Below are 24,821 nucleotides of genomic sequence, written 5' to 3' on the forward strand. Positions count from 1 at the left end.
TTCTTCCACGCACCGCTCCATGACCCCGTTCACCCGCACCACCGTCGCGCTGGCCGCCTTCACCGCCTTGCAAGTCGCCTCTGCACAAGGCAGCAGCAACAACGCCGAACTCGGCACCGTCACCATCGAAGGCAGCCGCGACGCGAACAGCCTGCACCTCGATGATTCGAGCGGCACGGCTTCGCGCCTGGGCCTCTCGGTGCGCGAGACACCGGCCTCGGTCGAGATCCTGTCGCAGGACGCGATCCAGCAGCGCGGCGCGCGCACCTTCAGCGAGGCGCTGCGCGGCATGGCGGGCCTCTCGGGCGGCGGCCCGCCGTCGTCGCCGACCACGCTGTCGCTGCGCGGCTTCACCAGCCTCATGTACCTGTACGACGGCGTGCGCAGCTCGGGCGCGGGCGTCACCAACCGCGTGCAGGACACCTGGAACTACGAGCGCATCGAAGTGCTCAAGGGCCCGGCCTCGGTGCTCGACGGCGAGGGCGCCATCGGCGGCATCGTCAACTTCGTGACCAAGCGGCCCGACCGCAGCAACCCGCACAAGGAGGCGCTGCTCTCGTACGGCAGCTACGGCTCCACGCGCGCGGCCTTCGGCTTCGGCGGCGCGCTGGGCGAGGCCAGCGCCTACCGGCTCGACTACAGCCGCAACGACACGAAGGTGGGCACCATCGACCGCAACGGCGAGCGCATCGACCACTTCACGAGCGGCCTGCTGGTGGACCTGGGCGGCTCGGTCAAGCTGGACCTGTCGTTCGACTACCTGCGCGACGACAACGACGCCTACTGGGGCACGCCGCTCGTGCCGCGCAGCTTCGCCACGCAGCCGACCAACGTCGTCAGCACGCCCGACGGCCGCGTGATCGACCGGCGCATGGCGCGCACCAACTACAACGTGCGCGACGACGAGAATTCGTCGGAAACCTACTGGCTGCGCGCGCGCCTCACGGGGCAACTGGACGGCGGCTGGTCGTGGCGCAACGAGTTCTCGGCCAACCAGTCCAAGCGCATGTTCCGCAATTCAGAGAGCGCGACCTTCGTGCCGCCCGCCAGCATCGCGCGCGACCAGACGCTCATCACGCACGACCAGGACTTCTGGCTCGACCGCTTCGACGCCACGCACAAGGGAAAGATCGCCGGCCTGGACAACCGCTTCGTCGTCGGCGGCGAATACAGCGAAACGCGCTTCGGCAGCCAGCGCCGCTTCTCGAACAGCAGCCCCGCCACCGCCGCGCAACTGCGCGTGCCGGTGTTCGACCCGTACACCGGTTACTTCGACGACAACCCCGCGCTGACCACCGGCGCGGGCAACCGCGCCGACACCTTCTCGCGCGTGAAGGTTGCCTCGGTCTTCGTGGAGGACGCGCTCAAGCCGATGCGCGACCTCACGCTGGTCGGCGGCCTGCGCCACGACCGCACCGAGGTCGACCGCCGCATCTGGGACCTGAACGCGGGCAGCGTCACGCGCTTCGGCGCGAGCTACCGCGCCACCTCGGGGCGCATCGGCGCGGTGTACGACCTGTCGCCGCAGTCGAGCCTGTATGCGCAGTACACCAACGCCACGCTGCCGGTGGGATCGCTGTTCCTGCTGTCGGCCTCGAACGCCGCGTTCCCGATGTCGCGTGGCAAGCAGGCCGAGGTGGGCTTCAAGCAGAGCCTGCCCGCGGCGAACCTGGAGTGGACGGCCGCGCTGTACAAGATCGAACTCGACAACGTGCTCTCGCGCGACCCGAACAACGCCGCCACCACCGTGAACAACGGCCGCCAGTCGTCGCGCGGCCTCGAGCTGTCGGCCGTGTGGAAGCCCACGCGCGAATGGACGCTGGCGGGCAACCTCGCGGCGCTCGATGCGCGCTTCGACACGCTGGTCGAAGCCGGCAACGTCTCGCGCGTGGGCAAGACCCCGCCGAACGTGCCTGAGCGCATGGCCAATGTCTTCGCCACCTACCGGCCCGACGGCTCGAAGTTCGAATACTTCGCGTCGCTGAACCACACGGGGCCGATGTACACCGACAACGCCAACCAGATCCGCATCAACGGCTTCACCACGGTCGATGCGGCCGTGAGCTACCGCCTGAAGAATGCGCTGCTGAGTTTCCGCGTGCGCAACCTGACGGACCGGCTCTACGCGACCTGGACCGGCCGCGCCGCGAGCCAGGTTCTGCTGGCGCCGCGGCGGACCTTCGAGGTGTCTGCGAAGTTTGATTTCTGAAGTGCCGAGTGTTCAGGGCGGCGCTCCCGCCGACGGGGAGCCTTGCTCCGCGAATGTCCCCCGGGGCTTCGCCCCTCCTCCTTGATTTCGCTGCGCAAGGCACCCCATCGACGTGAGCGCGGTCAGAGCACTTGTTGATCAGCCGCACACCACCGCCGCGTCCCGTGCGCAGGGCACTGGGTGCTTCCCGCAGCGAAATCAAGGAGGAGGGCGAAGCCCGGGGGACATTCGCGGAGGGAAGTACCCGGTGGCCTGCGCACTCGCCCTGAACAAACCCAGCCTCAGCGCATCTGCAACCGCGCATCCTTCGGATACCCGATCGTGTAGTCCGCCGACACGCGCGCCGTCTGCCCCGCGTCCAGGTCGAAGCGCCACATCGCCAGCCCCGGCTGCTTGTTCCACGCCTGATCAGCGGGTTGCGGTGCAAAGCGTGTGGTCACGCGCACCTGCTCGTCGACCGACACCGGCGCGGCCTCCAGCACCTGCACCGCGATCGGCGTGCGGTGGCGGTTCTCGACCACATAGGCGCGCTGCACCTGGCGCTCGGCGCGCGAGCCGACGAAGCCGCCCGAGCCCTGGTTGTCGCGCTCGGGCTCGACCTGCACGCGCACCAGCTCGTCGCGGCCGAACGAGAGCGTGAGCTTCGCGTCGCTCGGTGCGTTCCAGCGGCCCTGGCCAACGAAGTTGCCGTCGCGGTACAGCTGCATCGGGCCGGCCGGCCACACGCCCGAGGGCTGCGTCATCTCGGCGACCAGGAAGGCGCTCGGGTCCACGCGCGGGCTGGTGCGCGCGGCGAGCTGCGCCGTGTCCTCATGCTGGCCCAGCGCCAGGGTCACGCGCTGGCCGTTGGAAGGCACGTCGATGCTTTGCGGCACGGCGAATTCGGTGGCGAAGCTGTTGTCGAACACGCTCACATCGAACAGCGGCTCGCGTGCGCGCTCCATCGCCATCTTGCGGTCGGCGGCAATGGGCGAGGGGGCGGCGGCCATCGGCGCGGCCATGTACGCCGACTCGGCATTCGCGCGCGGCGGCGGCTCGATGCCGATGCGCCACGCGCTCGGCGTGCGCCCCGTGGTCTCGCGGCGCGGCTGGCCGGTGGACAGCACCAGCTTCACGCCGCGCCAGTCCTCGCCCGTGGCCTGCGCCACCAGCGCCTGGCGCTCGATGCGCACCTTGCGCGTCGTGGTGTCGAGCAGCGCGCGGTAGCTCGGCGTCCAGCCGGGGCCGTTGACCTGGTAGCTGAGCTTCACGTCGGCATCGGCACTGGCGGCGAGCGTGACGGTGACGGCCGTCACCTGCGCGCCCTGGCCCTGCGTGCGACCGCGCTCGGCCAGCAGCGGCTTGAGCTGGCGGTCGAGGTCGGTCTGCTGGCGCTGGATCTGGTGCTGCTTGAGCAGCGCGTCCTGGCCCGAGCGGCGCATCGCCTCGGTCATGGCCGCGAGGTTGCGCGCGTCCATCGGCGCACGCGCGCCGGGGCCCGACTCGCCGCCCGACAGGCCCTTGAGATAACCCGTGACCATGCCCAGCGCATCGGTCTCGGCCTGCAGCGCGGCCTTGCGGTCTTCGAGCTCGCGGATGCGGCCGTCGAGCGCGCTGGTGGCGCAGTTCGCCGAAAGCTCGCGCGCCTCGCTGAGCACCGAGGTCTCGCCCACGCGCACCGCCGCGCCAGCCGACACCTGCAGGCTCTGTACGTCGAGCCCGGCCGGCAGGCAGGCGAAGGTGACCGAGCGGCTGCCCGCCGCGACGCGCGCCACGCGCTCCACCGTGGCGCTGCCGGGGTAGACCTTGACCTGGGTGATGCGCGAGGCGTCGGCCTGCAGCTGCGCGTGGGCGCCGGCGCCCGCGGCCAGCCAGAGGGAAGCGACGGCGGTGGCGCGCAGGAGGGGACGGGCGGAGAACGGTGTGTGCATGGAAAGCCTTCCGGAAGAAAGTCGGTGACGAATCTCTGCTTCTACGGACGGGGCGGGCGAACGGGGTTAAGGCGTTGCGAAGTTTTTTCATGACGCCGATGTGACGCGGACGCGTTGCTGTCGCGCAGGCATCTGCCGGCGGCGAACCGGTCACCCAAGAGACGGTGCGCGGCGGCTCCGCTTCCTAGAGTGGGTCTCGCCTTCCCTCCATTGATTCACCCTGAAAGGACACCCCCATGCTCGACACGATCCAGGCCATCAACCGTTCGGCCGCCTTCAACCGCTGGGCCGGCTTCGACGTCACCCAGGCCGCCGACGGGCAGGCCGAACTGCGCATGAAATGGCGCGAAGAAGACATGGGCCAGTACACCGGCTTTCTGCACGCAGGGATGATCGCCGCGCTGCTCGACACCGTGAGCGGCTTCGCGGCCGCCACCGTGGCGGGCCGCGTGCTGGCCTCGCACTTCTCCATCAACTGCATCTCGCCCGCCATCGGCGAGGCCTTCGTGGCGCGCGGGCGCGTGGTGAAGGCGGGGCGCAAGCAGGTGTTCGTCGGGGCCGAGCTGTTCGCGCAGCCTGAAGGCCAGGGCGAAGACAAACTCAAGCTCGTGGCGACGGCGAACGCCATCCTGGTGCCGGTGGACGAGGCGTCGACGACGCCGAAGCCGAAGCAGGCGGCGTAAGCACCATCGTCTCGGCTTCGGGCTTGCGCTTCAGCCCGAACAGCGGGCGCAGCCAGCCGATGCGGCGGATCAGCCCGTCGGTCAGCAGCCAGCAGCCGGCGATCGTCACGACGACCAGCGCCATCGGCTCCCACACCGGGCCGAGTGCGAGCGGCGCCAGCAGCGCCACGCCCGCGACGATCAGCGTCTGGTGCAGCATGTACCAGGGGTAGACCGATTCGTTGGCCCAGCGCAGCCACGGCCAGGGGCGGTTCAGGTGGCGGTGGCCATGGCCCAGGATCGTGGCGACCGCGAGCCACAGGTAGGCCGTGCGCAGCACGTCCATCAGCAGCCCTTTGGGCGGAACAAAGGCCCCGACGCGCAGCGCGATGAACGCGCCGATCGCCACCGCCGCCAGCAGCAGCGACACGCGGCGCAGCCGTTCAAGCTCGCGCCAGATGCCCGTGTCCACGCCCATCCAGTAGCCGTAGAGGAAGACGGTGAAGTAGATGCTGTGCAGGTGGAAGTCCCACACCAGGTTGTGCGTGGCCGGAAAGTGCCGCGCCAGCAGCACCGTCCACGCCAGCAGTGGCAGCGCCGGCAGCACCAGCAGCTGCCAGCCGCGCAGCCCGTTGAAGCGCCGCCGCACCCACTGGCCGGCCGCCGAGCGCCACAGCGGCAGCGTCAGCGCGACCAGTGCCGTGTAGACGAACAGGTAGGGCAGGTACCAGAGGTGGTTCCAGGTGATGCCGAACTCCGCCCCCGCGAACGCGCCCTTGGGCCACGGTGCGCCCATCGACAGGTAGCGCAGCAGGAAGGTGCCGAAGCCCGGCGCCACCAGCCCGCGCGCCACGCCCTCGGCGTAGGCCTGGTAGGGCACGATCACCGCCATGCCGAAGGCCAGCGGCAGCATCAGCCGCAGCCCCCGGCTGCGCAGCAGGCCCCAAGTGCCCTGGCCCCGGCTCAGGAAACCGAGCGACACGCCGGAGATGAGAAACACCAGGTCCATGCGCCACAGGTTCAGCACCCGCATCGGCCACGGCAGCCACTCGGCCGCGTGCGGGCTCTTCAGGTGCCAGGGCCAGTCGGCCACGTAGTACATGCCCACGTGATAGAGGATGACGAGCAGGAAGGCGAGGGCGCGCAGGGCGTCGATGTCGTGGCGGCGCTGCGGTGTGGGAACGGAATCGGAGGGCATGGCGGGCTCCTGGAACGAAGAAACGGCGGCCATCGTGGCCCCCGCGCCCGTCCCCGGGGCCATCGCCGGGACGGATCGGCCCGGATTTGTGACGAACGGTGGCCCCCAGGGACGAAATCCGGCCCCCGGTTCGCGAGAATCCCCGCATGAGCGAGCCGCACAAGAACCTGTACGAGCGCTACGAACCGATCCGACGGTACGTCGAGGTCGGCTTCTGGATCGTGCTGATGACGGTGCATGCCGCGATCAGCACCGTGGTCGCGCTCATCGACGCCCGCAGCCGCGCCGTGCCGCGCGCGAACTGGGAGGTCATTACCTGGGAGGTGTCGAGCCACATCGCGCTGCTGGCCCTCGTACCCGTGCTGGTGGCCGTGGAGCGCCGGCTGTCGCCGTTGGCGCGCGACCACTGGGTGCGCTTTCTTGCGGGGCATCTGGTGGCCAGCGTGCTCCTGAGCCTGGCGCACGTCGCCGCGATGTTCGGGCTGCGCGCCGCGGTGTATGCGGCCGCCGGCGAGCCCTACGACTTCGCCGGCGCCATGGGGCGATGGGGTTACGAGTACCTGAAGGACGTGCGCGTCTACGCCACGATGGTCTTCGGCGTGTGGGCCTACCGGCTCTTCATGCTGCGGCTGCAGGGCGAGGCGCGCGTGCTCGATCCGCCGGAAGAGGGTGTGGCGCCGGTGCCCGAGGCGCTGGCGGAACCGGAGGGTTTCGAACCTTCCGTGCAGGAGACGCCCCCACCAGTAGCGCCGCCGCCGGCCCGCCCCGAACGCTTCCTCGTGCGCAAGCTGCGCCGCGAATTCCTCATCGCCGCCACCGACATCGACTGGTTGCAGGCCGAGGGCAACTACGTCGGCCTGCACGTCAACGGCCACGACTACCTGCTGCGCGCCACGCTCACCGACTTCCTGACCCAGCTCGACCCCGCCACCTTCGTGCGCGTGCACCGCAGCCACGCGGTGAACCTGGGCCGCATCAGGGAGATCGAGCCGCTCGACGGTGGCGACGCCCGACTGCACATGCACGACGGCACGAGCGTGCCCTGCAGCCGGCGGTATCGCGACGCGTTGCGCGGCGCGGGCTGATCGCTGCGGCTGCGCGTTCCGATCCGGTGCGTGCCCTGCGAAATCGGCCCATTCTTGGGTCGTTTCGCACCATCAAAGAGCCTTCAGGCACCATTTTTGCTTTCTTGCGCCGGCGCCCCGAGCCGTTCGGGTGCGACGCACCAAATCAAACCAAAAACCTGCAAGAAGCTCTCATGGACGCACTCAAACAGGGCGCTGACGCGCTGTTCATCCTTCTCGGCGCCATCATGGTCCTGGCCATGCATGCCGGCTTTGCCTTCCTGGAACTGGGCACCGTGCGCAAGAAGAACCAGGTCAATGCGCTGGTCAAGATCCTGGTCGACTTCTCGGTGTCGACCATCGTGTACTTCCTGGTGGGCTATGGCGTGGCCTACGGCACGCATTTCTTCGTCAGCGCCACCGAACTGTCGGCAAGAAGCGGCTACGAGCTGGTGAAGTTCTTCTTCCTGCTGACCTTCGCGGCGGCCATCCCGGCCATCATCTCGGGCGGCATCGCCGAGCGCGCCAAGTTCTGGCCGCAGCTGATCGCCACCGCGGTGATCGTCGGTTTCGTCTACCCGCTGTACGAGGGCATCGCCTGGAACAAGGCCTTCGGCATCCAGGGCTGGATCGCCTCGGTCACCGGCCACGAGTTCCATGACTTCGCCGGCTCGGTCGTCGTGCACGCCGTGGGCGGCTGGCTCGCGCTGCCGGCCGTGCTGCTGCTGGGCGCGCGCCGCAACCGCTACCGCGGCGACGGCTCGCTCAGCGCACACCCGCCGTCGAACATCCCGTTCCTGGCGCTGGGCGCGTGGGTGCTGTGCGTGGGCTGGTTCGGCTTCAACGTGATGAGCGCGCAGAGCATCGACAAGATTTCGGGCCTGGTCGCCGTCAACTCGCTGATGGCCATGGTCGGTGGCACGCTGGTGGCGCTGGCCATGGGCAAGAACGACCCCGGCTTCGTCTACAACGGCCCGCTCGCCGGCCTCGTGGCCGTCTGCGCCGGCTCCGACCTCATGCACCCGCTGGGCGCGCTCGTGGCGGGCGGCGTGGCCGGCGCCATCTTCGTCTTCATGTTCACGCGCACCCAGAACAAATGGAAGATCGACGACGTGCTCGGCGTGTGGCCGCTGCACGGCCTGTGCGGCACCTGGGGCGGCATCGCGGCCGGCATCTTCGGCACGCAGGCGCTCGGCGGCATCGGCGGCGTGAACCTGTGGGCGCAGCTCATCGGCACCTTGCTCGGCGTGGTCTGGGCGCTGATCGGCGGCGCGGTGGTGTACGGCGTGCTCAAGGCGACCATGGGGTTGCGGCTGTCGCAGGAAGAGGAATACGACGGGGCGGACCTGTCGATCCACCATATTTCGGCGACGCCGGAGCGCGAAGTGAATTGGTGAGGGCGTTGCGGCTCAGGACATGAGCCGCATCGGGGGATTTGCGGCGCACGGCACGAATTTGCCAGCTGTAGCAAACTTGCCGGCGGCCCCCGATCCCACCTGTTCACCACCCCATGACCCAATTGCCCCCCGCCCTCGAAGTCCTCCCCCGCGACCTGTTCGCCTACCGCGAGGGCAACGTCGGCATCGACTACGTGCACCGCTTCGAGTCCGGCAAGCCCGGCCCGCACGTGCTGATCAATGCGCTGACGCACGGCAACGAGATCTGCGGCATGACCGCCGCGACGCACCTGCTCGACACCGGCGTGCGCCCGAAGATCGGCACGCTCACCGTCAGCTTTGCCAACGTGGCGGCCTACGAGTCCTTCAACGAGGCGCTGCCGTTCGACAGCCGCCAGCTGGTGCACAACCTCAACCGCGTGTGGTCGCCCGAATGGCTCGACGGCAGCGAGGACAGCCCCGAGCTGCGCCGCGCCCGCGAACTGCGCCCGGTGGTGAGCGCGGCCGACCACATCCTCGACATCCATTCCACGAGCCAGCCCGTGATCCCGTTCTGGGTGTACCCGGCCTTCGACCGCAACGCCGAGGCCGCCATGGCCATCGGCCGCCCGTCGGTGCACCTGGTGATGCCCGACGGCCTGGGCTCGGGCACGCCGCTGATCCAGCACGGCCAGCATGGCCGGGCCGACGGCAAGGGCGTGGCGCTGGTGGCCGAGTGCGGCCAGCATTTCCTGCGCTCGGCCTCCGAGCTGGCCACCGCCATCTCGCTCGACTTCCTGGCGCACTTCGGCCTCATCGACAAGGACCCGGCCGTGCCCGCGCCCGGCGAGCAGCGTCGCTTCGAGCTGCTCCAGACGCACGTGATCAAGTCGGAAGACTTCGCCTTCGTGCGCCCGCTGATCGGCTTCGAGACCTTTGCCAAGGGCGAACTGATCGCCACCAACGGCCCCGACGAGATCCGCGCGCCGTGCGACGACTGCACGATCTTCATGCCCGCGCAGCGCACGATCGTGGGGCGCGAAGCGGTGTACCTGACCAGGCCGCTCTGAGGCCGGCGCCCTTCAGTTCAGCAGATCAGCAGGTGCCGCGGTTTGTCCGCGGTGCTGTAGTCGGCATGCCAGTAGTGCGGGTCGTCGCAGAGGCTGAAAGCGGCGTCTGCGCTGGCGTGGCGGTCGCCGAAATGTTTGCCCATCGTCACGTGCACCGAGCCCAGGTCGGGCCAGTCGATGCCGACGCCATTGACGCGGTTGCCCGAGGCGACTTCGGCGGCGACGATTTTCTGCAGGACGGGGTGCAGGCGGGTGTTGAGTAAGGCGAGGGCTTCGCGGCGTTCGCTGGTGCGCGCGAACGAGGTGTCGAGGCAGGCTTCGGTGAACATCGGTAGATGGGCCATGGCGCGCTTTCCGGTCAGACCGTTGCAGATGCCCTCGACTTCGGGATCGTCCGGCCTTTGCACTTCGGATAGTGGGCGCAGCCCCAGAAGCTGCCGTCGTTCTTGGACGATGTCTTTTCGATCATCTTGGTGCCGCAACTCGCACAGGTCGGCCGCCAGTATTCGCCTTCGTAGGCCACGGCGAGCAGTGCCGCCTGTTGTTCGGGCGTGCGCTGGCCGATGAGCCGGAGCAAGGCTGCGCCGTCTTGGGCGTGGATGCCGTTCGCCTTCGCAAACGCCGCCGCTTCCGCCGAGAAGGTCGAGCTCGTCACGTAGGTGCCGCTCTTCAATTGGTGCGAAGCCATCACGCCAAGGAACTCGCGCATTTCCTTGACGCCCACGGCTTTGCTCTGCCAATGCTTGCACTGGACGATGCGCGGCACGTCACTGTGCCTGGACTGGAGCCAGATATCGACGCCGCCGTCCGCGCCATGCGATTGGCTGCGCGTGGTGAACCCGGCTTGCGCATAGAGCGCCTCGCACAAGGCCTCGAAGCGACGCCATTCGATGGCCTGGAGCACGGCGGGGCTCCACTGCGATTCCTGGCCCGCATGGGGTGTTGTCGATGGCGCGGGCGACAGCACGGGCTCGCGACGCTCGGCTGTGGAGGTGGGCGCGGGGCGTGCGGGAGCGCGAGTTGCCGCGGGTTCGATCTCCACGTGGGCGGTTTGACGACGGACGATGTAGTGCAGGCCCAGCAGCACGGCCCCGACCGCCAGCGCGACCCAACCGGCAGGCCGCAGCGCCGGCCCCAGCGTGCCCACGATCGGCCCTTTCAGGAAGGCGGGGGCAACCACCAGCAGCAGGATGCCGACGAAGATCGCCATCCAGGCCTTGCCGGCCAGTTCCTGTCGCGCCCGCTCGCGTCGGCGCTCGGCTCTTGTCTGTCTTGCCATCGTTCGCTTGCCTCGCTCCTCGAAAGATCTCTTTATAAGCCGGGGCGGGGCCCGGGTCTTCACCGTGCGACCGCGTTGCTCTGCGCGTCTCGCAGCGCGTTGTCCGCGGCTTGCCGCGCTTGCGAGCTGCCCGATTCGTGGGCACGCGCTTCTTCCGGTGTTTCGGGCGACTTGTTGATCTCCTTGACCAGGTCGGCCAGGTGCGTGTCGTCGTCTCCCCCGCACTGCTCGGATGGCCACCTCAGACGGGCGCCGTCGAAGTGCCAGCCGGCCGTGCCGCCCGTGGCGGCTTTTGTGCGCAGCCAGAGCTGTTCCCAGCGCGGAAATGCCGCGGGGTCGCCGCGCCGGTGCAAGTCCCGCAGCATGTCGTAAAGGGCCACCTGCGTTTCGCGCTGAGCAGGCTGCGTCGAAACGAGGATCTCGGCCACCTCGAAAAGTCGCGGCGTCGAGATGAAGTAGCGATTTCCCTGGCGGGTGCGCTGCGTGTCCGGGCCCTCGGGCATGAGATAGCCTGAGCCGCCGGTCCCGCTCTCGGAACCGAGGATGCAGAGCGCTTCGGCCGGCGTGAAGCGCCTGAGATCGTCGAGGGCCGCTGCTGTGGCCTTTCGATCCCCGCGTGCCACGACTTGGCTGAACTGCCGGAATTCGTTGTACGAAGCGTTCCAATCCGCTCGGTCAGCGGTTTTGACGATGTCGTAGGCGACGAACACCAGCACGACGCCGGCAGCGAGGCCCCCGAAGCTCGCGCCAAGGGTCTTGGTTGCGCCGCCTGCCGCCACGATCGCCACGAGGATCATCAGCAAGGCCACCCCGATCGCATAGGGCAAGAGGTACACGAACCACAACGGCAACAGGTTCAGGCCAATGACGCACAGGGCCGAGAGCACGGGGACGACGGAAAGCCAGATGAGGAAGGATTTCGTCCGGACGGTCATGCGCCGCGATCCCCGAGGCTCGTGAGGGCTCGTTCCCACGCGCGCAACTCAACTGGCAACGAACAACGCCGGGTCCACCATCGTCCGGTTCAGCATCACCCCCCAATGCAGGTGCGGCCCGGTCACCCGTCCCGTCGCGCCCACCGCGGCCAACGGGTCGCCGGCCTTGAGCACGTCGCCCACCTTCACGTCCCATCGGCTCAGGTGGCAGTACATCGTCAGCAGGCCGCCCCCGTGGTCGACCCAGACGGTGCCACCGTTGAAGAAGTAGTCGCCGGTGTCGATCACCTTGCCGGCCAGCGGCGCGCGCACGGGCGTGCCGGTGCCGGCCGCGATGTCCATGCCGCTGTGCGGATTGCGCGACTGGCCGTTGAACACGCGGCGCAGGCCGAACGAGCTGGAGCGACGGCCCGGCACGGGCACGCGCATCTGCAGCGCGGCGTCGGGGCGCAGGTCGGAGAGCGTGGCCATCACGCCGGTCAGGTGATCGCGCTCCTTGGTGTAGCGAGCCTCGTCCTCGGGCGACAGGTCGACCGTGCGCGGCGCCACTGTCAGGCGTTGTTCGCGGTACTGCTTTGGGGCGACGGTGTAGGCGATCTGGCGCTCGGGCTTGTTGCCCTCGGCGCGCACGCTGATGCTGGCTTCGCCGGGTGGGGTGGCCAGCGGAATACCGACCAGCGCGGTCCATTCGATCGGATCGCCCAGCACCAGCAGCGGCACGTCACCGGCGAAGGCCTTGGGGCGCGTGGCGGCAGGGCCGAGCGACAGGCGGGCGACGCCGCCGGGCACTAGCAAGGCGCGTGGCCAGACATCGGGCGCCTGCGGCTTGCTGTTCTTCTTGGCCGGGGCCGCGGCACCGGCAGGCAGCGCCAGCAAGCCGAGGGCGCCGAGCACGGCGCTGCGGCGGTTCAACGCAGCAGAAGGGAGATCGGGGAGAGGAAGGTTCATGTGCATGGACAGGATTCGAATGAGGAGTTGAGGGTGCGGCGGTTCAGTCGCCGCTCTGTTCCCGCCAGGTTCCGGGCGCGAGCCCGTCGAGTGTGTAGGGCCCGATGGAGGCGCGGATGAGGCGCAGCGTCGGCAGCCCCACGGCCGCCGTCATGCGCCGCACCTGGCGGTTGCGGCCTTCGCTGATCGCCAGCTCCAGCCACGCGGTGGGAATGAGCTTGCGCTCGCGGATCGGGGGCTCGCGGTGCCACACCTCGGGCGGCGGATCGAGCCGGCGCGCCCGTGCGGGGCGCGTGGGGCCGTCGTTGAGCTGCACGCCGTTGCGCAGCGCCGCCAGCGCCTCGTCGGTCGGCACGCCCTCCACCTGCACCCAGTAGGTCTTCTCCATCTTGAAGCGCGGATCGGCGATGCGCGCCTGGAGCTTGCCGTCGTCGGTGAGCAGCAGCAGGCCCTCGCTGTCGGCATCGAGGCGGCCGGCGACGTAGACACCGGGGAGGTCGATGAAGTCCTTCAGCCCGCGCCAGCGGCCCTCGGGCGTGAACTGGCTGAGGACGCCGTAGGGTTTGTTGAAGCGGATCAGGCGAGAAGAAGGGCTCGTAGTGTTCATGAACCGACAGGATAGCCGGGGTCTGTCGACGCTCGGCGCAAGAAAAAAGCCGGAGCCCTGACGGCCCCGGCTTTGCGGGAGAGAGATAGACCGGGCTTACTTGGCCCAGCTGTCCCGCATCCCCGCCGCGCGGTTGAACACCACCTGCCCGCCGGCGCCGCCGCCCTTCGTGTCGCGCACGAAGTAGCCATGCCGTTCGAACTGGATGCCCACGCCGGGTTCGGCCTTCGCCAGCGACGGCTCGACGAACGCCGTGCACACCTCCAGGCTGTGCTTGTTCAGCTCGTCCAGCAGCTCGCCGCTGCCGGGGTTGGCTTCGGCGAACAGGCGCTCGTACAACCGCACCTCGGCCTGCACGGCATCGGCCGCGGCGACCCAGGTGATGTTGCCCTTGACCTTGATCGCGTCCGCGCCGGGCGTGCCGCTCTTGGTGTCGGGCACCAGCGTGGCCTGCACTTCGAGGAGCTTGCCGTCGGCGTCGCGCGTGGCGCCGGTGCATTCGATGACGTGGCCGTACTTCAGGCGCACCTTGTTGCCGGGGAACAGGCGGAAGAAGCCCTTGGGCTGCACGTCTTCGTAGTCGGTGCGCTCGATCCAGACTTCGCGGCCGAGCTTGAATTCGCGCTTGCCCATTTCGGGGTGGTGCGGGTGCACGGGGGCGGAGCAGTCGTCGAGCGTGTCGTCGCTGCCCATCAGCTCACCCCAGTTGGTGATGACGAGCTTTACCGGGTCGAGCACGGCCATGGCGCGCGGCGCGATGGGGTCGAGGGTGTCGCGCAGCGCGGCCTCGAGGCTGGCGTACTCGATCCAGCCGCCCGACTTGGTGGTGCCGCTGCGTTCGCAGAACAGCTGCAGCGCGGCGGGCGTGTAGCCGCGGCGGCGCAGGCCGGCGATGGTGGGCATGCGGGGGTCGTCCCAGCCGTCGACGTGCTTTTCCTCGACCAGCTGGCGCAGCTTGCGCTTGCTGGTCATCACGTGGGTCACGTTCAGGCGCGCGAACTCGTACTGGCGCGGGTGCGGGCTGGCGACGAGGCCGCCTTCGGCCAGGCGGTCGAGCAGCCAGTCGTAGAAGGGGCGCTGGTCTTCGAATTCGAGCGTGCAGATGGAGTGGGTGATCTGCTCCAGCGCGTCTTCGATGGGGTGCGCGTAGGTGTACATCGGGTAGATGCACCACTTGTCGCCCGTGTTGTGGTGGGTGGCGCGGCGGATGCGGTACAGCGCGGGGTCGCGCATGTTGATGTTGGGGCTCGCCATGTCGATCTTGGCGCGCAGGATGGCGGCGCCGTCGGCGAGCTTGCCATCGCGCATCTCGCGAAAGCGCGCCAGGTTCTCGTCGGGCGTGCGGCTGCGAAAGCGGCTGTCGGTGCCGGGCGTGTTGAAGTCGCCGCGGTTGGCGCGCATTTCTTCGGGCGTCTGCTCGTCGACGTACGCCAGGCCGGCGCCGATCAGGTACTCGGCGGCTTCGTACATGAAGTCGAAGTAGTTGCTGGCGAAGTACTCGTGCTCCTGAATCGTGCCGGGCGCGCTGGGGCGGTCGGCCAGGTAGGTTTCGTAGCCGAGCCACTTCACGGCGTCGCGGATGGAATCGACGTACTCCTGCTCTTCCTTCTCGGGGTTGGTGTCGTCGAAGCGCAGGTGGCACACGCCGCCGTATTCCTTGGCCAGCTCGAAATTCAGCCAGATGCTCTTGGCGTGGCCGATGTGCAGGTAGCCGTTGGGCTCGGGCGGAAAGCGCATGCGCACCTTGGCGGGGTCGGGCATGCCCTGGGCGTGGTGGGCGGCGTCGCCCGGGGAACCGCCCCAGGTGCGGCCTGCGTAGGCACCCTGTGCGAGGTCGTTCTCGATCACATGGCGCAGGAAATTGCTCGGTGCAGCGGTCGTTTTGGTGCCGCTTTTGTCGGTCGGGGAGGTCATCGCGTCATTCTAGAGGGGGGCCTGTCGGGGTTACTTTTGGCAACGCTCTTCACAATGCAGCGTCCACCCGCTTTGCAATTGCAGCGTTCAATACGGACATGGGGCGCACAACGCCCCCCAACAAGGAGTCCCACATCATGAGCGTCACACGTTCTACCCTCTTCAAATGGGCCGCCGCCGGTGCGGTGGCCTTCGGTGCGCTGTTTGCCGCCACCTCGGCCAGCGCCCGCGGCGACGTGAGCTGGTCGATCGGCGTCGGCGTGCCCGGCGTGGCGGTCGGCGTGGGCGGTCCCGCCTACTACCCGGCCCCGGTCTATGCGCCGCCGGCCCCGGTGTATTACGCACCGCCGCCCCCGGTCTACTACCGTCCGCCGCCGCCGGTGTACTACCGTCCGGCACCGGTCTACTACGCACCGCCGCCGGCCTATTACGGCCCGCGCTACTACGGTCGTGGTTATCACCGCGGTCATGGCCACGGACACGGCCACTGGCGCTGATTTACAACGTCATTCGTGACTGAATGAAAAAAGCCGGCCCCGAAAAGGCCGGCTTTTTGCTGCGTGCGGGGCGCGCAGATTTCACATGGCGCGAAACAGGTGGGCGTAGAGCCGGCTGACCGGGATCTTCTCGGCCCGCCCGCGCAGAGCGAGGTGCAGCTTGCCGGCCTCGTCGCGGTGCACCGCCTCGATGACGGCGCTGCGCACCACCACCGCCCGGTGCACCTGCCAGAAGGTGTCGGCATCGAGCTGGGGCAGCAGTTGCTTCAGGGGCGTGCGGATCAGGTATTCCTGCGTGGCGGTGAGCACGCGCAGGTATTTGTCGGCGGCCTCGAAATACAGCACCTCGTCGATCGGCACCATGCGCACGGTGGCGCCGCCCGCATCGCTGGCGGCGATCATGCGCAGCGGCGCTGCTGACGTCGACGAGGCAGAGGGCGCACCGCCGGCGGCGCCCAGCACCTGGCGCCATTGGGCAAGGGTGCGCTCCAGCACCTCGTCGGGCGGGATGGGCGGGGTCATCGACGGCGCGGCCGCCGCCAGCGCCTGCCGCAGCCGCGCCACGGTCCTGCGCAGGCGCTCGGGCTGCACGGGCTTGAGCACGTAGTCGATGGCCTCGGCCTCGAAGGCGCGCGCGGCGTATTCGTCGTAGGCGGTGACGAACACCAGCTGCGGCATCGGCGCCTCGTCGGTGGGCCAGCTGTCGGCCAGCTCGGCGGCGGCGCCCAGGCCGTCCAGGCCGGGCATGCGGATGTCGAAGAACAGCACCTGCGGCAGCAGCCGCAGCGCCTCGCGCACGGCGCTGCGGCCGTCGCGGGCGGTGGCGACCACGCGCAGCTCGGGCCAGGCGGCGGCCAGTTCGGCCTGCAGGGCCTGGGCCAGCAGGGGTTCGTCTTCGGCGATGAGGGCGGTGAGGGGCATCGTCTTCTTGTTGTCGTGGGGCCTGTTCAGGCGGGCAGGGGAAGGTTCAGGGTGACGCACGTACCGCCGCCCGCGGGCGCGGGGCGCAGGCTCAGCCGGCCTTGCTCACCGTACACGGTGGCCAGCCGCTCGCGCACCTGTTCGAGCCCGAAGCCGCTGCCTTCCGAAGGCTGCGGTGGTGCCGCATCGAGCCCGACCCCGGTGTCGCTCACCTCGATGACCAGTTCGCCCGCCTCGCGGCGCGCGCGCACGGCGATCTCGCCGCCTTCGACCTGGGGCTCGAGGCCGTGGCGGATGCTGTTCTCGACCAGCGGCTGCAGCAGCAGCGGCGGCACCGGCGTGTCGCGCAACTCGTCGGGCAGCTCGAGCGTGTAGCGCAGGCGCTCGCCCATGCGCACCGACATCAGCTCGAGGTAGTCGCCCAGCCGGTCGAACTCGGCCGACAGCGGATGCGACAGCGCGCGCGAGCCGCTGAGCGTCATGCGCAAATAACCGTTGAGCCGGTCGAGCATGGCCACGGCGCGCGGCGGATCGACGGTGATCAGCACGCGCAGGTTGGCCAGCGTGTTGAACAGCATGTGCGGTTCGAGCTGGGTTTCGAGCAGCTTGAGGCGCGCGTCGGTGGCGTCGCGCTGTGCCAGGTCGAGCTGGCGCTGCATGTGCTTGCTGCGCCCGAGGCTGTAGAAGAAGTAGCACATGCCGATGGTGGCGGCCAGCGTGATGACAATGGTGGAGACCATCCGGTGCCGGGCGAAGCCGGTGAAGTCGAACAGCGGCCGACCGACCCAGGCGTCCCCGATGGCGCCGCCGCCGAGGAAGCCCAGCGTGACACCGAAGGCCACCAGCACGAAGCCCCAGGGCCCGTGCGGCCAGAGCACGTTCTGGTGGCCGCTGATGAACAGGCGCCCGGTGTCGATGACCAGCCAGCTGATCGTTCCGATCGACAGCGAATACACCATCTGCGAACTCCAGCTGCCCATGCCCGAGACGGTCAGCGCCGCGGCGATGACGCAGCAGAAGGCGGCCGTGATCAGGCCGTGCCGCAGGATGTCTCGCAGGTTCTCGGCGCGAAAGCGCGACGGGCGTGGCGTGTCGTCCGCCGTGGCCGTCACCGGCGGTCCCCGCCACCTAGCGCGCGGCGCTCACGTTCCAGCAGCTGGTCGTACAGGCCGCCGCCGGGCGCGATGAGCCAGACCACGGCACCGTGGATCAGCAGGCCCAGGCCCCAGCCCATGAGTGGGTAGACGGCCCAGTTGTGGCCGCGCGAGGCGGCAAGCGCCACCAGCCCGACGTTGACGACCACGTAGACGAAGGCATGGATGAACCAGCCCATCTTGGCGCCGGCGCGGCGGCGGGCGCGCCGTTCGATGTCGGCGGACGAGGAAGAGGAGGAGGAAGAAGAGGAAGAGGACATGGGGGTCATGACAGCTCCTTGAGAGAGGCAGGTGAAAGGGGAACGAAGTCGCTGGCGGCCGATGCCGGCATTGACGGTGAAGGTGGCAGTGCCGCGCGCTGGCGCAGCTCCTCGGTGGTCTCGCCCGGCCCGTCCGGCCGCCAGCCCGGCGGCTTCACGAGGTAGCCGACGAAGGCGCGCAGCGAACGCGCCGAGCGCAGGTCGCGCCACAGGTCGCGCCATTGGCTGAACTCGATCTCGAACAGGTTGTACGAGGTGATCGGCTTCACCAGCCCGTAGCGGCAGGGCAGGTCGGCGCGCTCGGGGATGTAGGTGCCGAACAGGCGGTCGAACACGATCAGCACGCCGCCGTAGTTGCCGTCCAGGTACTCCAGGTTCGAGGCGTGGTGCACGCGGTGGGCCGAGGGCGTGTTCAGCACCCATTCGAGCGGGCCGAGCTTCGGAATCCAGGTCGCGTGAATCCAGAACTGATAGAGCAGGTTCAGCGTGAGCATCAGCAAGATGATCCGCGGCGGCATGCCCAGGAGCGGCGCCAGCAGGAAGAAGGCCAGCGTGCCGGTGAGCCGGCCGGTCCAGCCGAAGCGGTAGGCGGCCGACAGGTTCAGCTGGTTCGGCGAGTGGTGCACGGCGTGGGTGCACCAGAACCAGCGCACGCGGTGCGCGGCGCGGTGGTACCAGTAGTAGCAGAACTCCTGGCCGACGAAGCAGGCGAGCCAGCCGGTCCAGTGGTCCATCGGCAGCGTGAAGAGCCGGTGGGCGTAGAGCCAGTCCATGGCGCCGACCCAGAAGGCCAGCGGCAGCAGCCAGCGCAGCGGGTATTCGCGCACCAGGAAGTCGAACACCGAGATGCCCGCCGCCTTCCAGTCGTAGCTGCGCCAGCCGTTGCGCCACGACAGCACCAGCGCTTCGGCCAGCGAGGCGAGCAGCACCACCGAGATGGAAATCTTGAGGATCAACACGAGCACAGTCATGGCGGTTCCTGGCGGCGAAGGGCGGGCGGGGCGTCGGAATCTTAGGCCGCGCGGGCGCCGCTGACCATCGCGCCCGACGCGGCGGCCAGCCGCCACAGGCGCGCGGCGCGGGCCGCGAAGACACCGCTGAAGGCGCCGTACAGCGCCGGCACGCCCAGGGCGAAGGCGGCCTGGTGGCGCAGCTCCGGATGCAGGGCCAGCGACACGCCCACCACGTACTTGGTGAGGAAGATGCCCATCATGAGCATCAGCGGCACGGCGGTGCCGGCCACCTCGAACTGGCGCGCCGCCGCGTCGTAGCGCGTGGTCGCCGGCAGCGGGCGGCGCAGCACCAGCGCCACGAGCAGCAGCGCGGCCACGGCCCAGCCGAGCAGGGCGCCGGCCGACTCGCCGGACACCGACACCACGCCCCAGAACGACAGGCCGGCCATGGCGACCGGCATCACCAGCACGCGGTTCAGGCCGATGCGGTTGGCCACCAGCTGCCGGCCACCGAGCCAGGCCAGCAGGACGAACACGGCGAACACCCACTTCGGGGTGTGAAGAAGGATTTGCATCAGCATGGGAGGCTCCGTTGGGTGGAAGGAAATGAGGGCAGGGAGGGAATCGATGGAGCGGACTGTGCCGATGCCGCCCGGCCGCCGCCACGGCCATGCGACGAAATGCGGGTGGGCGGCGTGAAGTGCCGGTCGCCGGCGCGAATGGCGAGCGCGGGATGGCGTGGTCGCCGCGCAAACGGAAGCTTTACCGTCGCTTTACGGCACGGAAAACTGCGGGAGTGATATTTCGCGCTGTACTCTAGGCCGCCTCCCTTCAGGCCGCCTTTTCGCACCCCTTCGCACGCACCGCCCATGGATTCCCAAACGCCCCCCGAACCCCTGCCACCCGTCGTGTCGCCGACCCATCCTCCGGCGCGCCGGCGCCGCTGGGTCGGGAGCCTGCTGGCCCTGCTGCTGCTCGTGGCGCTCGGGGGCGGTGCCTGGTACCTGGTGCAGCGTTCCAAGTCGCCGGCACCGGGCGCGGGCGGACCGGGTGCAGGCGCAGGCCGCCCCGGCGGCGGTGGCCCGGGCGGTCGGGCGGGCGGCGGGGGCCCGGCCTCCAGCACCGTCGGCACCGCCGTCGCGCGGCAGGCCGACATTCCGGTGCAGCTCGAAGCGCTGGGCACGGTCACGCCGCTGGCCAACGTGACGGTGCAGCCGCAGGTGTCGGGCGTGCTCACGGCCGTGTTGTTCAAGGAAGGCCAGATGGTCAAGAAGGGCGACGTGCTCGCCACCATCGACCCGCAGCCCTTCGAGAACGCGCTGGCGCAGGCCGCCGGTGCCCGCCAGCGCGACGAGGCGCAACTGGCCGCGGCGCGCGTCACGCTGCAGCGCTACCAGACGCTGCTCGGGCAAGACTCCATCGCCCGCCAGGACGTCGACACCCAGGCCGCGCTGGTCAAGCAGCTCGAAGGCACCGTGGCCATCGACCGCGCCAACGAGAACACCGCCAAGCTCAACCTCGCCTGGAGCCGCATCACGGCGCCGGTGAGCGGGCGCATCGGCCTGCGGCCGGTGGACGCGGGCAACTACATCTCGACGGGCAGCACGGGCGGCGTGGCCACCATCACGCAGATCGCGCCCATCGACGTCGAGTTCGCCATTCCGCAGGACCGCGTGCCCGAGGTGCAGGAGCGGCTGGGCCAGGGCGCCACGCTCGCCACCACCGCCTTCGACCGCACGCGCACGCGCCGGCTGGCCGACGGCAGCTTCTCCACGCTCGACAACATGGTCGACACGCAGACCGGCACCGTGAAGGCCAAGGCGCGCTTCACCAACGCCGACGGCGCGCTGTTCCCGAACCAGTTCGTCAACCTGCGGCTGCTGCTGCGCACCGTGAGCAGCGCGGTGGTGGTACCGGTCACGGCGCTGCGCCACGGCCCCAACGGCGACTATGTGTACGTGGTGACGGCCGAGAACACGGCCTCGCAGCGGCCGGTGACGCGCGGCGAATCGAGCGTCGATTTCGCCTCGATCACCAAGGGCCTGCAGCCCGGTGAAACCGTGGTGACCGAAGGCGGCGACCGCCTGAAGGACGGCGCGCGCGTGCAGACCACGGTCGACCGGCCGGCCGGTGCGGCCTCCGGGGCGGCAGCGCCGGGCGGACGGCGTGGAGGACGTCGGCAGGAAGGTGGCGGTGGTGCCGGTGGTGCGCAAGGCGGCGGTGCCCGTCCGGCCGAAGCGGCGGCGCCGGCTTCGCCCTCGCAGGCCCCGGCCGCACCCGCTGCTGGAGCGGCTTCGCCGGCTGCAGCGCCCGCGGCAGCAACGCCTGCACCTGCAGCCACGCCCGCCAAGCTCCCTACCGCCGAGCAGCGCCAGCGCATGCTCGACGCGGCCAAGGACGACCCCGAACAACTCGAACGCCGCAAGCGTTTCCTCGAAGCCCTCGACCGCGGCGAGCCGGCCGCGCTGGAACGCTGGCAGCGCATGGCCGAGCGCGGCGGCGCCGGCGGCGGCGAACGCGGCGGTGAGGGACGGCGCAGCCCATGAGCCCCTCGCGCCCGTTCATCCTGCGGCCGGTCGCCACCTCGCTTCTGATGCTGGCCATCGTGCTGGCCGGCCTGGTGGCGTTCCGCTTCCTGCCGCTGGCGGCGCTGCCGCAGGTCGACTACCCGACCATCCAGGTCCAGACGCTCTACCCCGGGGCCAGCCCCGAGGTCATGAGCAACACCGTCACTGCGCCGCTGGAGCGCCAGTTCGGCCAGATGTCGGGCCTGGACCGCATGAGCTCGACCAGCGCCGCGGGCGTGTCGATCATCACGCTGCAGTTCTCGCTGGGCCAGACGCTGGACGTCGCCGAGCAGGAAGTGCAGGCCGCCATCAACGCCGGCGGCTCGCTGCTGCCGGCCGACCTGCCCGCGCCGCCGGTGTACGCCAAGGTCAACCCGGCCGATGCGCCGGTGCTCACGCTGGCCATCACCTCCGACACGCTGCCGCTCACCGAGGTGCAGAACCTCGTGAACACCCGGCTCGCGCAGAAGATCAGCCAGGTCTCGGGCGTGGGCCTCGTTTCGCTCAGCGGCGGGCAGCGCCCAGCCGTGCGCATCCAGGCCAACACGCAGGCGCTCGCGGCCAACGGCATCGGGCTGGATTCGCTGCGCACCGCGATCAGCGCGGCCAACTCCAACGGCGCCAAGGGCAGTTTCGACGGCCCCAAGCGCGCCTACACCATCAACTCGAACGACCAGCTGCTCACGGTCGACGACTACAAGAACCTCATCGTCAGCTACAAGAACGGCGCGCCGATCCGCATGGTCGACGTGGCGCGCGTGGTCAACAGCGCCGAGAACACGCAGCTCGGTGCCTGGGCCGGGCGCAAGGTCGACGGGCAGGTGCAGCTCACGCCGGCCATCATCCTGAACGTGCAGCGCCAGCCCGGCGCCAACGTGATCGCCACCGTCAACGCCATCAAGAAGCAGCTGCCCGAGCTGCAGGCCGGCATGCCCGCGGGCCTGCAGGTCGAGGTGCTGAGCGACCGCACCGCCGGCATCCGCTCGTCGGTGCAGCACGTCGAGATGGAACTGGTGCTGGCCGTGGTGCTCGTGGTGCTGGTGATCTTCGCCTTCCTGGGCAGCCTGCGCGCCACCGTCATCGCCAGCATTGCCGTGCCGATCTCGCTGATCGGCAGCTTCGGCCTGATGTACCTGCTGGGCTACAGCCTGAACAACCTGAGCCTGATGGCGCTGACCATCGCCACCGGCTTCGTGGTGGACGACGCGATCGTCATGATCGAGAACATCGCGCGCTACATCGAGGAGGGCGAGAAGCCCCTGCAGGCCGCGTTCAAGGGCGCCGCGCAGATCGGCTTCACCATCATCTCGCTGACTGTGTCGCTCATCGCGGTGCTCATTCCGCTGCTGTTCATGGGCGACGTGGTGGGCCGCCTGTTCCGCGAGTTCGCGGTGACGCTGGCGATCACCATCCTGATCTCGGGCGTGGTTTCGCTCACGCTGGTGCCGATGATGTCGGCGCGCTGGCTCAAGCACGAGCCGAAGAAAGACGCATCGGGCACCGGCTTCGGCGCGCGCGCCCAGCGCTTCTTCGACGGCGTGATGGTGCGCTACGACCGCTCGCTGCACTGGGTGATCGCGCACCAGCCGCTCACGCTGCTGGTGGCGCTGCTCACGCTGGTGCTGACCGTGCTGCTGTACCTCACGATCCCCAAGGGTCTGTTCCCCACGCAGGACACCGGCCAGCTTCAGGCCCGCGTGCAGGCCGCGCAAGACGTGTCCTTCGAGCGCATGGCGCAGCTGCAGCAGCAGGCCGCGCGCGCCATCCTTGAAGATCATGACGTCGAGAACCTCAGCTCCTTCGTCGGCGTGGACGCGGCCAACAACACGATGCTGCACACCGGCAGCATGCTCATCAACCTGACCCGCAGCCACGACAACCAGCAGGAGGTGATGGAGCGCCTGCGCGAGCGCGTGCGGCAGGTGGCCGGCCTCACGCTGTACCTGCAGCCCACGCAGGACCTGACCATCGACGCCGAGACCGGGCCGACCGAGTACCGCGTGTCGCTCGAAGGCGTGAACAGTGCGCTGGTCACCGAGTGGATGCAGAAGCTGGTGGCGAAGCTGCAGGAGTCGGACAAGGTGCGCAACGTGAGCAGCGATGCCGGTGCGCAGGGGTTGGCGGCGTATGTGAACGTGAACCGCGACACGGCGTCGCGGCTGTCGATCACCGCGAGTTCGGTGGACGACGCGCTGTACAGCGCCTTCGGGCAGCGCATCGTGTCGACGATCTTCACGGAGACGAACCAGTACCGCGTGATTCTGGAAGCGCAGCCTGGCATGGTGAATACGCCGCAGACGCTGGGGCAGTTGAACCTCATTGCGGGGTCGGGCACGGCGACGCCGTTGTCTGCGTTTGCGGAGATCAGCGAGCAGCAGGCTCCGCTGCAGATCACGCACGTGGCGCAGTACCCGGCGAGTACGTTGAACTTCGATACGGCGCCGGGGGTTTCGCTCGGTGGATCGGTTGCCGCGATTCGCGCGGCTGCTAAAGAGATCGGGCTGCCGAGCAGTGTGACGATGACTTTCCTGGGGGCTTCAGGGGCTTATGAGAAGTCGTTGTCGAATCAGCTGTGGTTGATTCTGGCGGCGGTGGTTTGTGTGTACATCGTGCTGGGGGTGCTGTACGAGAGCTATGTGCATCCGTTGACGATCTTGTCTACGTTGCCTTCTGCTGGGGTCGGGGCTTTGTTGGCCTTGATGCTGACTGGCAATGACCTGGGGGTGATCGGGATCATCGGGATCATTCTGCTGATCGGCATCGTGAAGAAGAACGCGATCATGATGATCGACTTTGCTATTGATGCGGAGCGGACGCAGGGGAAGTCGGCTCGTGAGGCGATTCATCAGGCAGCTTTGCTGCGGTTTCGTCCGATCTTGATGACTACTTTGGCTGCGCTGTTTGCTGCTGTGCCGCTGATGTTCAGTTTTGGGGATGGGGCGGAGTTGCGGCGTCCTCTCGGGCTTGCGATCTTTGGCGGGTTGATCGTTAGTCAGTTGCTGACTTTGTTTACTACGCCGGTTATTTATCTGGCGTTTGATCGGTTGGGTGGGGGGAGTGCTCGGGCTTCTTCTTCGGAGCTTGAGGAGGAGGCGGCTTGATCTGTCTGTACTCCTGCTGCTTGTTTGCTTCCCGGGGCCGGGAGTTCCGCCCGGCGGCGGACTCACTTTCTTTTGCTTCGCCAAAAGAAAGTAAGCAAAGAAAAGGCGACCCCACTGTCTGCGACCCCTTCGCTTCGCTACGGGGCAACCTGCGGTGCTCACGTTTCGCGGGGTCTCGCAGAACTCGCTTCGCTCA

21 protein-coding genes are annotated in these 24,821 nt (G+C 68.9%); 8 read left to right on the top strand and 13 right to left on the bottom strand.

The genetic code is table 11. The features are described from left to right. The first annotated feature begins 19 nt into the window (after positions 1 to 19). On the top strand, positions 20 to 2,209 hold the full coding sequence (locus AC1RLW_RS15230; RefSeq protein ID WP_493193738.1) for a TonB-dependent receptor: 2,190 nt from the start codon (positions 20 to 22) through the stop codon (positions 2,207 to 2,209). A gap of 281 nt (positions 2,210 to 2,490) precedes the next feature. Here the strand turns inward: AC1RLW_RS15230 and AC1RLW_RS15235 are convergent, their stop codons facing one another. Further along, a complete protein-coding gene (locus AC1RLW_RS15235; RefSeq protein ID WP_493193739.1) occupies positions 2,491 to 4,119 on the bottom strand; it encodes a DUF4139 domain-containing protein in 1,629 nt (542 codons plus the stop codon). Positions 4,120 to 4,355: 236 nt separating this feature from the next. Here AC1RLW_RS15235 and AC1RLW_RS15240 point away from each other — a divergent pair, with 236 nt between their 5' ends. After that, positions 4,356 to 4,802, top strand: a complete 447-nt coding sequence (locus AC1RLW_RS15240) for a PaaI family thioesterase (RefSeq protein WP_062476955.1) — start codon at positions 4,356 to 4,358, stop codon at positions 4,800 to 4,802. Here AC1RLW_RS15240 and AC1RLW_RS15245 read toward each other — a convergent pair. Then, a complete protein-coding gene (locus AC1RLW_RS15245; protein WP_493193741.1) occupies positions 4,720 to 5,979 on the bottom strand; it encodes an acyltransferase family protein in 1,260 nt (419 codons plus the stop codon). The two genes, AC1RLW_RS15240 and AC1RLW_RS15245, sit on opposite strands and share 83 nt — an antisense overlap. Positions 5,980 to 6,125: 146 nt before the next feature. Between AC1RLW_RS15245 and AC1RLW_RS15250 the strand changes: the two genes are divergently transcribed. The 3 genes from AC1RLW_RS15250 (at position 6,126) to AC1RLW_RS15260 (ending at position 9,489) form a co-directional block, all read left to right on the top strand. After that, entirely contained in the window at positions 6,126 to 7,064 is a 939-nt protein-coding gene (locus AC1RLW_RS15250) for a LytTR family DNA-binding domain-containing protein (RefSeq protein WP_493193742.1), read from the top strand. Between the two features lie 173 nt (positions 7,065 to 7,237). Further along, on the top strand, positions 7,238 to 8,440 hold the full coding sequence (locus tag AC1RLW_RS15255; protein WP_062476947.1) for an ammonium transporter: 1,203 nt from the start codon (positions 7,238 to 7,240) through the stop codon (positions 8,438 to 8,440). A 113-nt stretch (positions 8,441 to 8,553) separates the two neighbouring features. Further along, positions 8,554 to 9,489 carry a M14 family metallopeptidase gene (locus AC1RLW_RS15260; RefSeq protein ID WP_493193743.1) on the top strand — a complete coding sequence of 312 codons (936 nt, stop codon included), beginning with the start codon at positions 8,554 to 8,556 and terminating at the stop codon, positions 9,487 to 9,489. Positions 9,490 to 9,506: 17 nt separating this feature from the next. Here the strand turns inward: AC1RLW_RS15260 and AC1RLW_RS15265 are convergent, their stop codons facing one another. The 6 genes from AC1RLW_RS15265 to AC1RLW_RS15290 form a co-directional block, all read right to left on the bottom strand. Continuing rightward, positions 9,507 to 9,833 (bottom strand): hypothetical protein, encoded by a 327-nt coding sequence (locus AC1RLW_RS15265; RefSeq protein ID WP_493193745.1) that lies wholly within the window; start codon positions 9,831 to 9,833, stop codon positions 9,507 to 9,509. A 14-nt stretch (positions 9,834 to 9,847) separates the two neighbouring features. Next, positions 9,848 to 10,768: a restriction endonuclease gene (locus AC1RLW_RS15270; RefSeq protein WP_493193747.1), complete on the bottom strand. Its 921-nt coding sequence runs from the start codon at positions 10,766 to 10,768 to the stop codon at positions 9,848 to 9,850. Between the two features lie 59 nt (positions 10,769 to 10,827). Next, positions 10,828 to 11,703 (bottom strand): hypothetical protein, encoded by an 876-nt coding sequence (locus AC1RLW_RS15275; RefSeq protein ID WP_493193748.1) that lies wholly within the window; start codon positions 11,701 to 11,703, stop codon positions 10,828 to 10,830. A 48-nt stretch (positions 11,704 to 11,751) separates the two neighbouring features. Then, positions 11,752 to 12,651: a peptidoglycan DD-metalloendopeptidase family protein gene (locus tag AC1RLW_RS15280; protein WP_493193749.1), complete on the bottom strand. Its 900-nt coding sequence runs from the start codon at positions 12,649 to 12,651 to the stop codon at positions 11,752 to 11,754. A gap of 43 nt (positions 12,652 to 12,694) precedes the next feature. Beyond that, positions 12,695 to 13,258 carry a pseudouridine synthase gene (locus tag AC1RLW_RS15285; RefSeq protein ID WP_493193751.1) on the bottom strand — a complete coding sequence of 188 codons (564 nt, stop codon included), beginning with the start codon at positions 13,256 to 13,258 and terminating at the stop codon, positions 12,695 to 12,697. A gap of 96 nt (positions 13,259 to 13,354) precedes the next feature. Beyond that, the gene (locus AC1RLW_RS15290; protein WP_493193752.1) at positions 13,355 to 15,172 is read right to left on the bottom strand and encodes a glutamine--tRNA ligase/YqeY domain fusion protein; all 1,818 of its coding nucleotides are present in this window, start codon (positions 15,170 to 15,172) and stop codon (positions 13,355 to 13,357) included. Positions 15,173 to 15,309: 137 nt separating this feature from the next. Here AC1RLW_RS15290 and AC1RLW_RS15295 point away from each other — a divergent pair, with 137 nt between their 5' ends. Next, a complete protein-coding gene (locus tag AC1RLW_RS15295) occupies positions 15,310 to 15,669 on the top strand; it encodes a hypothetical protein (RefSeq protein ID WP_070062581.1) in 360 nt (119 codons plus the stop codon). An 81-nt stretch (positions 15,670 to 15,750) separates the two neighbouring features. On the opposite strand, the gene AC1RLW_RS15300 is transcribed toward AC1RLW_RS15295, so the two are convergent. From AC1RLW_RS15300 to AC1RLW_RS15320, 5 genes are read right to left on the bottom strand one after another with little or no spacing between them, the layout of a single operon-like run. After that, positions 15,751 to 16,590, bottom strand: a complete 840-nt coding sequence (locus AC1RLW_RS15300; RefSeq protein ID WP_493193754.1) for a LytR/AlgR family response regulator transcription factor — start codon at positions 16,588 to 16,590, stop codon at positions 15,751 to 15,753. 26 nt (positions 16,591 to 16,616) lie between these two features. Further along, entirely contained in the window at positions 16,617 to 17,702 is a 1,086-nt protein-coding gene (locus AC1RLW_RS15305) for a sensor histidine kinase (RefSeq protein ID WP_493193756.1), read from the bottom strand. After that, complete coding sequence (locus AC1RLW_RS15310) at positions 17,699 to 18,013, bottom strand: 2TM domain-containing protein (protein WP_159270941.1); 315 nt, start codon at positions 18,011 to 18,013, stop codon at positions 17,699 to 17,701. Before AC1RLW_RS15310 ends, AC1RLW_RS15305 begins: the two co-directional genes overlap by 4 nt. Then, a complete protein-coding gene (locus AC1RLW_RS15315) occupies positions 18,010 to 18,975 on the bottom strand; it encodes a sterol desaturase family protein (RefSeq protein WP_159275999.1) in 966 nt (321 codons plus the stop codon). The genes AC1RLW_RS15310 and AC1RLW_RS15315 overlap by 4 nt, the downstream gene beginning before the upstream one ends. A 41-nt stretch (positions 18,976 to 19,016) precedes the next feature. Next, the gene (locus AC1RLW_RS15320) at positions 19,017 to 19,604 is read right to left on the bottom strand and encodes a DUF6622 family protein (RefSeq protein ID WP_493193968.1); all 588 of its coding nucleotides are present in this window, start codon (positions 19,602 to 19,604) and stop codon (positions 19,017 to 19,019) included. A 222-nt stretch (positions 19,605 to 19,826) separates the two neighbouring features. Between AC1RLW_RS15320 and AC1RLW_RS15325 the strand changes: the two genes are divergently transcribed. Together AC1RLW_RS15325 and AC1RLW_RS15330 are read left to right on the top strand one after the other, a co-directional pair. Continuing rightward, positions 19,827 to 21,503 (top strand): efflux RND transporter periplasmic adaptor subunit, encoded by a 1,677-nt coding sequence (locus AC1RLW_RS15325; RefSeq protein ID WP_492684382.1) that lies wholly within the window; start codon positions 19,827 to 19,829, stop codon positions 21,501 to 21,503. Further along, the gene (locus tag AC1RLW_RS15330) at positions 21,500 to 24,625 is read left to right on the top strand and encodes an efflux RND transporter permease subunit (RefSeq protein ID WP_492684381.1); all 3,126 of its coding nucleotides are present in this window, start codon (positions 21,500 to 21,502) and stop codon (positions 24,623 to 24,625) included. The genes AC1RLW_RS15325 and AC1RLW_RS15330 overlap by 4 nt, the downstream gene beginning before the upstream one ends. The last annotated feature ends 196 nt before the right edge of the window (positions 24,626 to 24,821 follow it).

Source organism: Variovorax sp. GW822-FHT04A09 (genome assembly GCF_058801005.1).

Bases quoted from the DNA above. Each gene is read 5' to 3' on its own strand.
- AC1RLW_RS15235 (WP_493193739.1), bottom strand. From the start codon at position 4,119: ATGCACACACCGTTCTCCGCCCGTCCCCTCCTGCGCGCCACCGCCGTC.
- AC1RLW_RS15330 (WP_492684381.1), top strand. From the start codon at position 21,500: ATGAGCCCCTCGCGCCCGTTCATCCTGCGGCCGGTCGCCACCTCGCTT.
- AC1RLW_RS15295 (WP_070062581.1), top strand. From the start codon at position 15,310: ATGAGCGTCACACGTTCTACCCTCTTCAAATGGGCCGCCGCCGGTGCG.
- AC1RLW_RS15290 (WP_493193752.1), bottom strand. From the start codon at position 15,172: ATGACCTCCCCGACCGACAAAAGCGGCACCAAAACGACCGCTGCACCG.
- AC1RLW_RS15300 (WP_493193754.1), bottom strand. From the start codon at position 16,590: ATGCCCCTCACCGCCCTCATCGCCGAAGACGAACCCCTGCTGGCCCAG.
- AC1RLW_RS15325 (WP_492684382.1), top strand. From the start codon at position 19,827: ATGGATTCCCAAACGCCCCCCGAACCCCTGCCACCCGTCGTGTCGCCG.
- AC1RLW_RS15260 (WP_493193743.1), top strand. From the start codon at position 8,554: ATGACCCAATTGCCCCCCGCCCTCGAAGTCCTCCCCCGCGACCTGTTC.
- AC1RLW_RS15310 (WP_159270941.1), bottom strand. From the start codon at position 18,013: ATGACCCCCATGTCCTCTTCCTCTTCTTCCTCCTCCTCTTCCTCGTCC.
- AC1RLW_RS15275 (WP_493193748.1), bottom strand. From the start codon at position 11,703: ATGACCGTCCGGACGAAATCCTTCCTCATCTGGCTTTCCGTCGTCCCC.
- AC1RLW_RS15255 (WP_062476947.1), top strand. From the start codon at position 7,238: ATGGACGCACTCAAACAGGGCGCTGACGCGCTGTTCATCCTTCTCGGC.
- AC1RLW_RS15280 (WP_493193749.1), bottom strand. From the start codon at position 12,651: ATGAACCTTCCTCTCCCCGATCTCCCTTCTGCTGCGTTGAACCGCCGC.
- AC1RLW_RS15265 (WP_493193745.1), bottom strand. From the start codon at position 9,833: ATGGCCCATCTACCGATGTTCACCGAAGCCTGCCTCGACACCTCGTTC.
- AC1RLW_RS15315 (WP_159275999.1), bottom strand. From the start codon at position 18,975: ATGACTGTGCTCGTGTTGATCCTCAAGATTTCCATCTCGGTGGTGCTG.
- AC1RLW_RS15250 (WP_493193742.1), top strand. From the start codon at position 6,126: ATGAGCGAGCCGCACAAGAACCTGTACGAGCGCTACGAACCGATCCGA.
- AC1RLW_RS15270 (WP_493193747.1), bottom strand. From the start codon at position 10,768: ATGGCAAGACAGACAAGAGCCGAGCGCCGACGCGAGCGGGCGCGACAG.
- AC1RLW_RS15230 (WP_493193738.1), top strand. From the start codon at position 20: ATGACCCCGTTCACCCGCACCACCGTCGCGCTGGCCGCCTTCACCGCC.
- AC1RLW_RS15285 (WP_493193751.1), bottom strand. From the start codon at position 13,258: ATGAACACTACGAGCCCTTCTTCTCGCCTGATCCGCTTCAACAAACCC.
- AC1RLW_RS15240 (WP_062476955.1), top strand. From the start codon at position 4,356: ATGCTCGACACGATCCAGGCCATCAACCGTTCGGCCGCCTTCAACCGC.
- AC1RLW_RS15245 (WP_493193741.1), bottom strand. From the start codon at position 5,979: ATGCCCTCCGATTCCGTTCCCACACCGCAGCGCCGCCACGACATCGAC.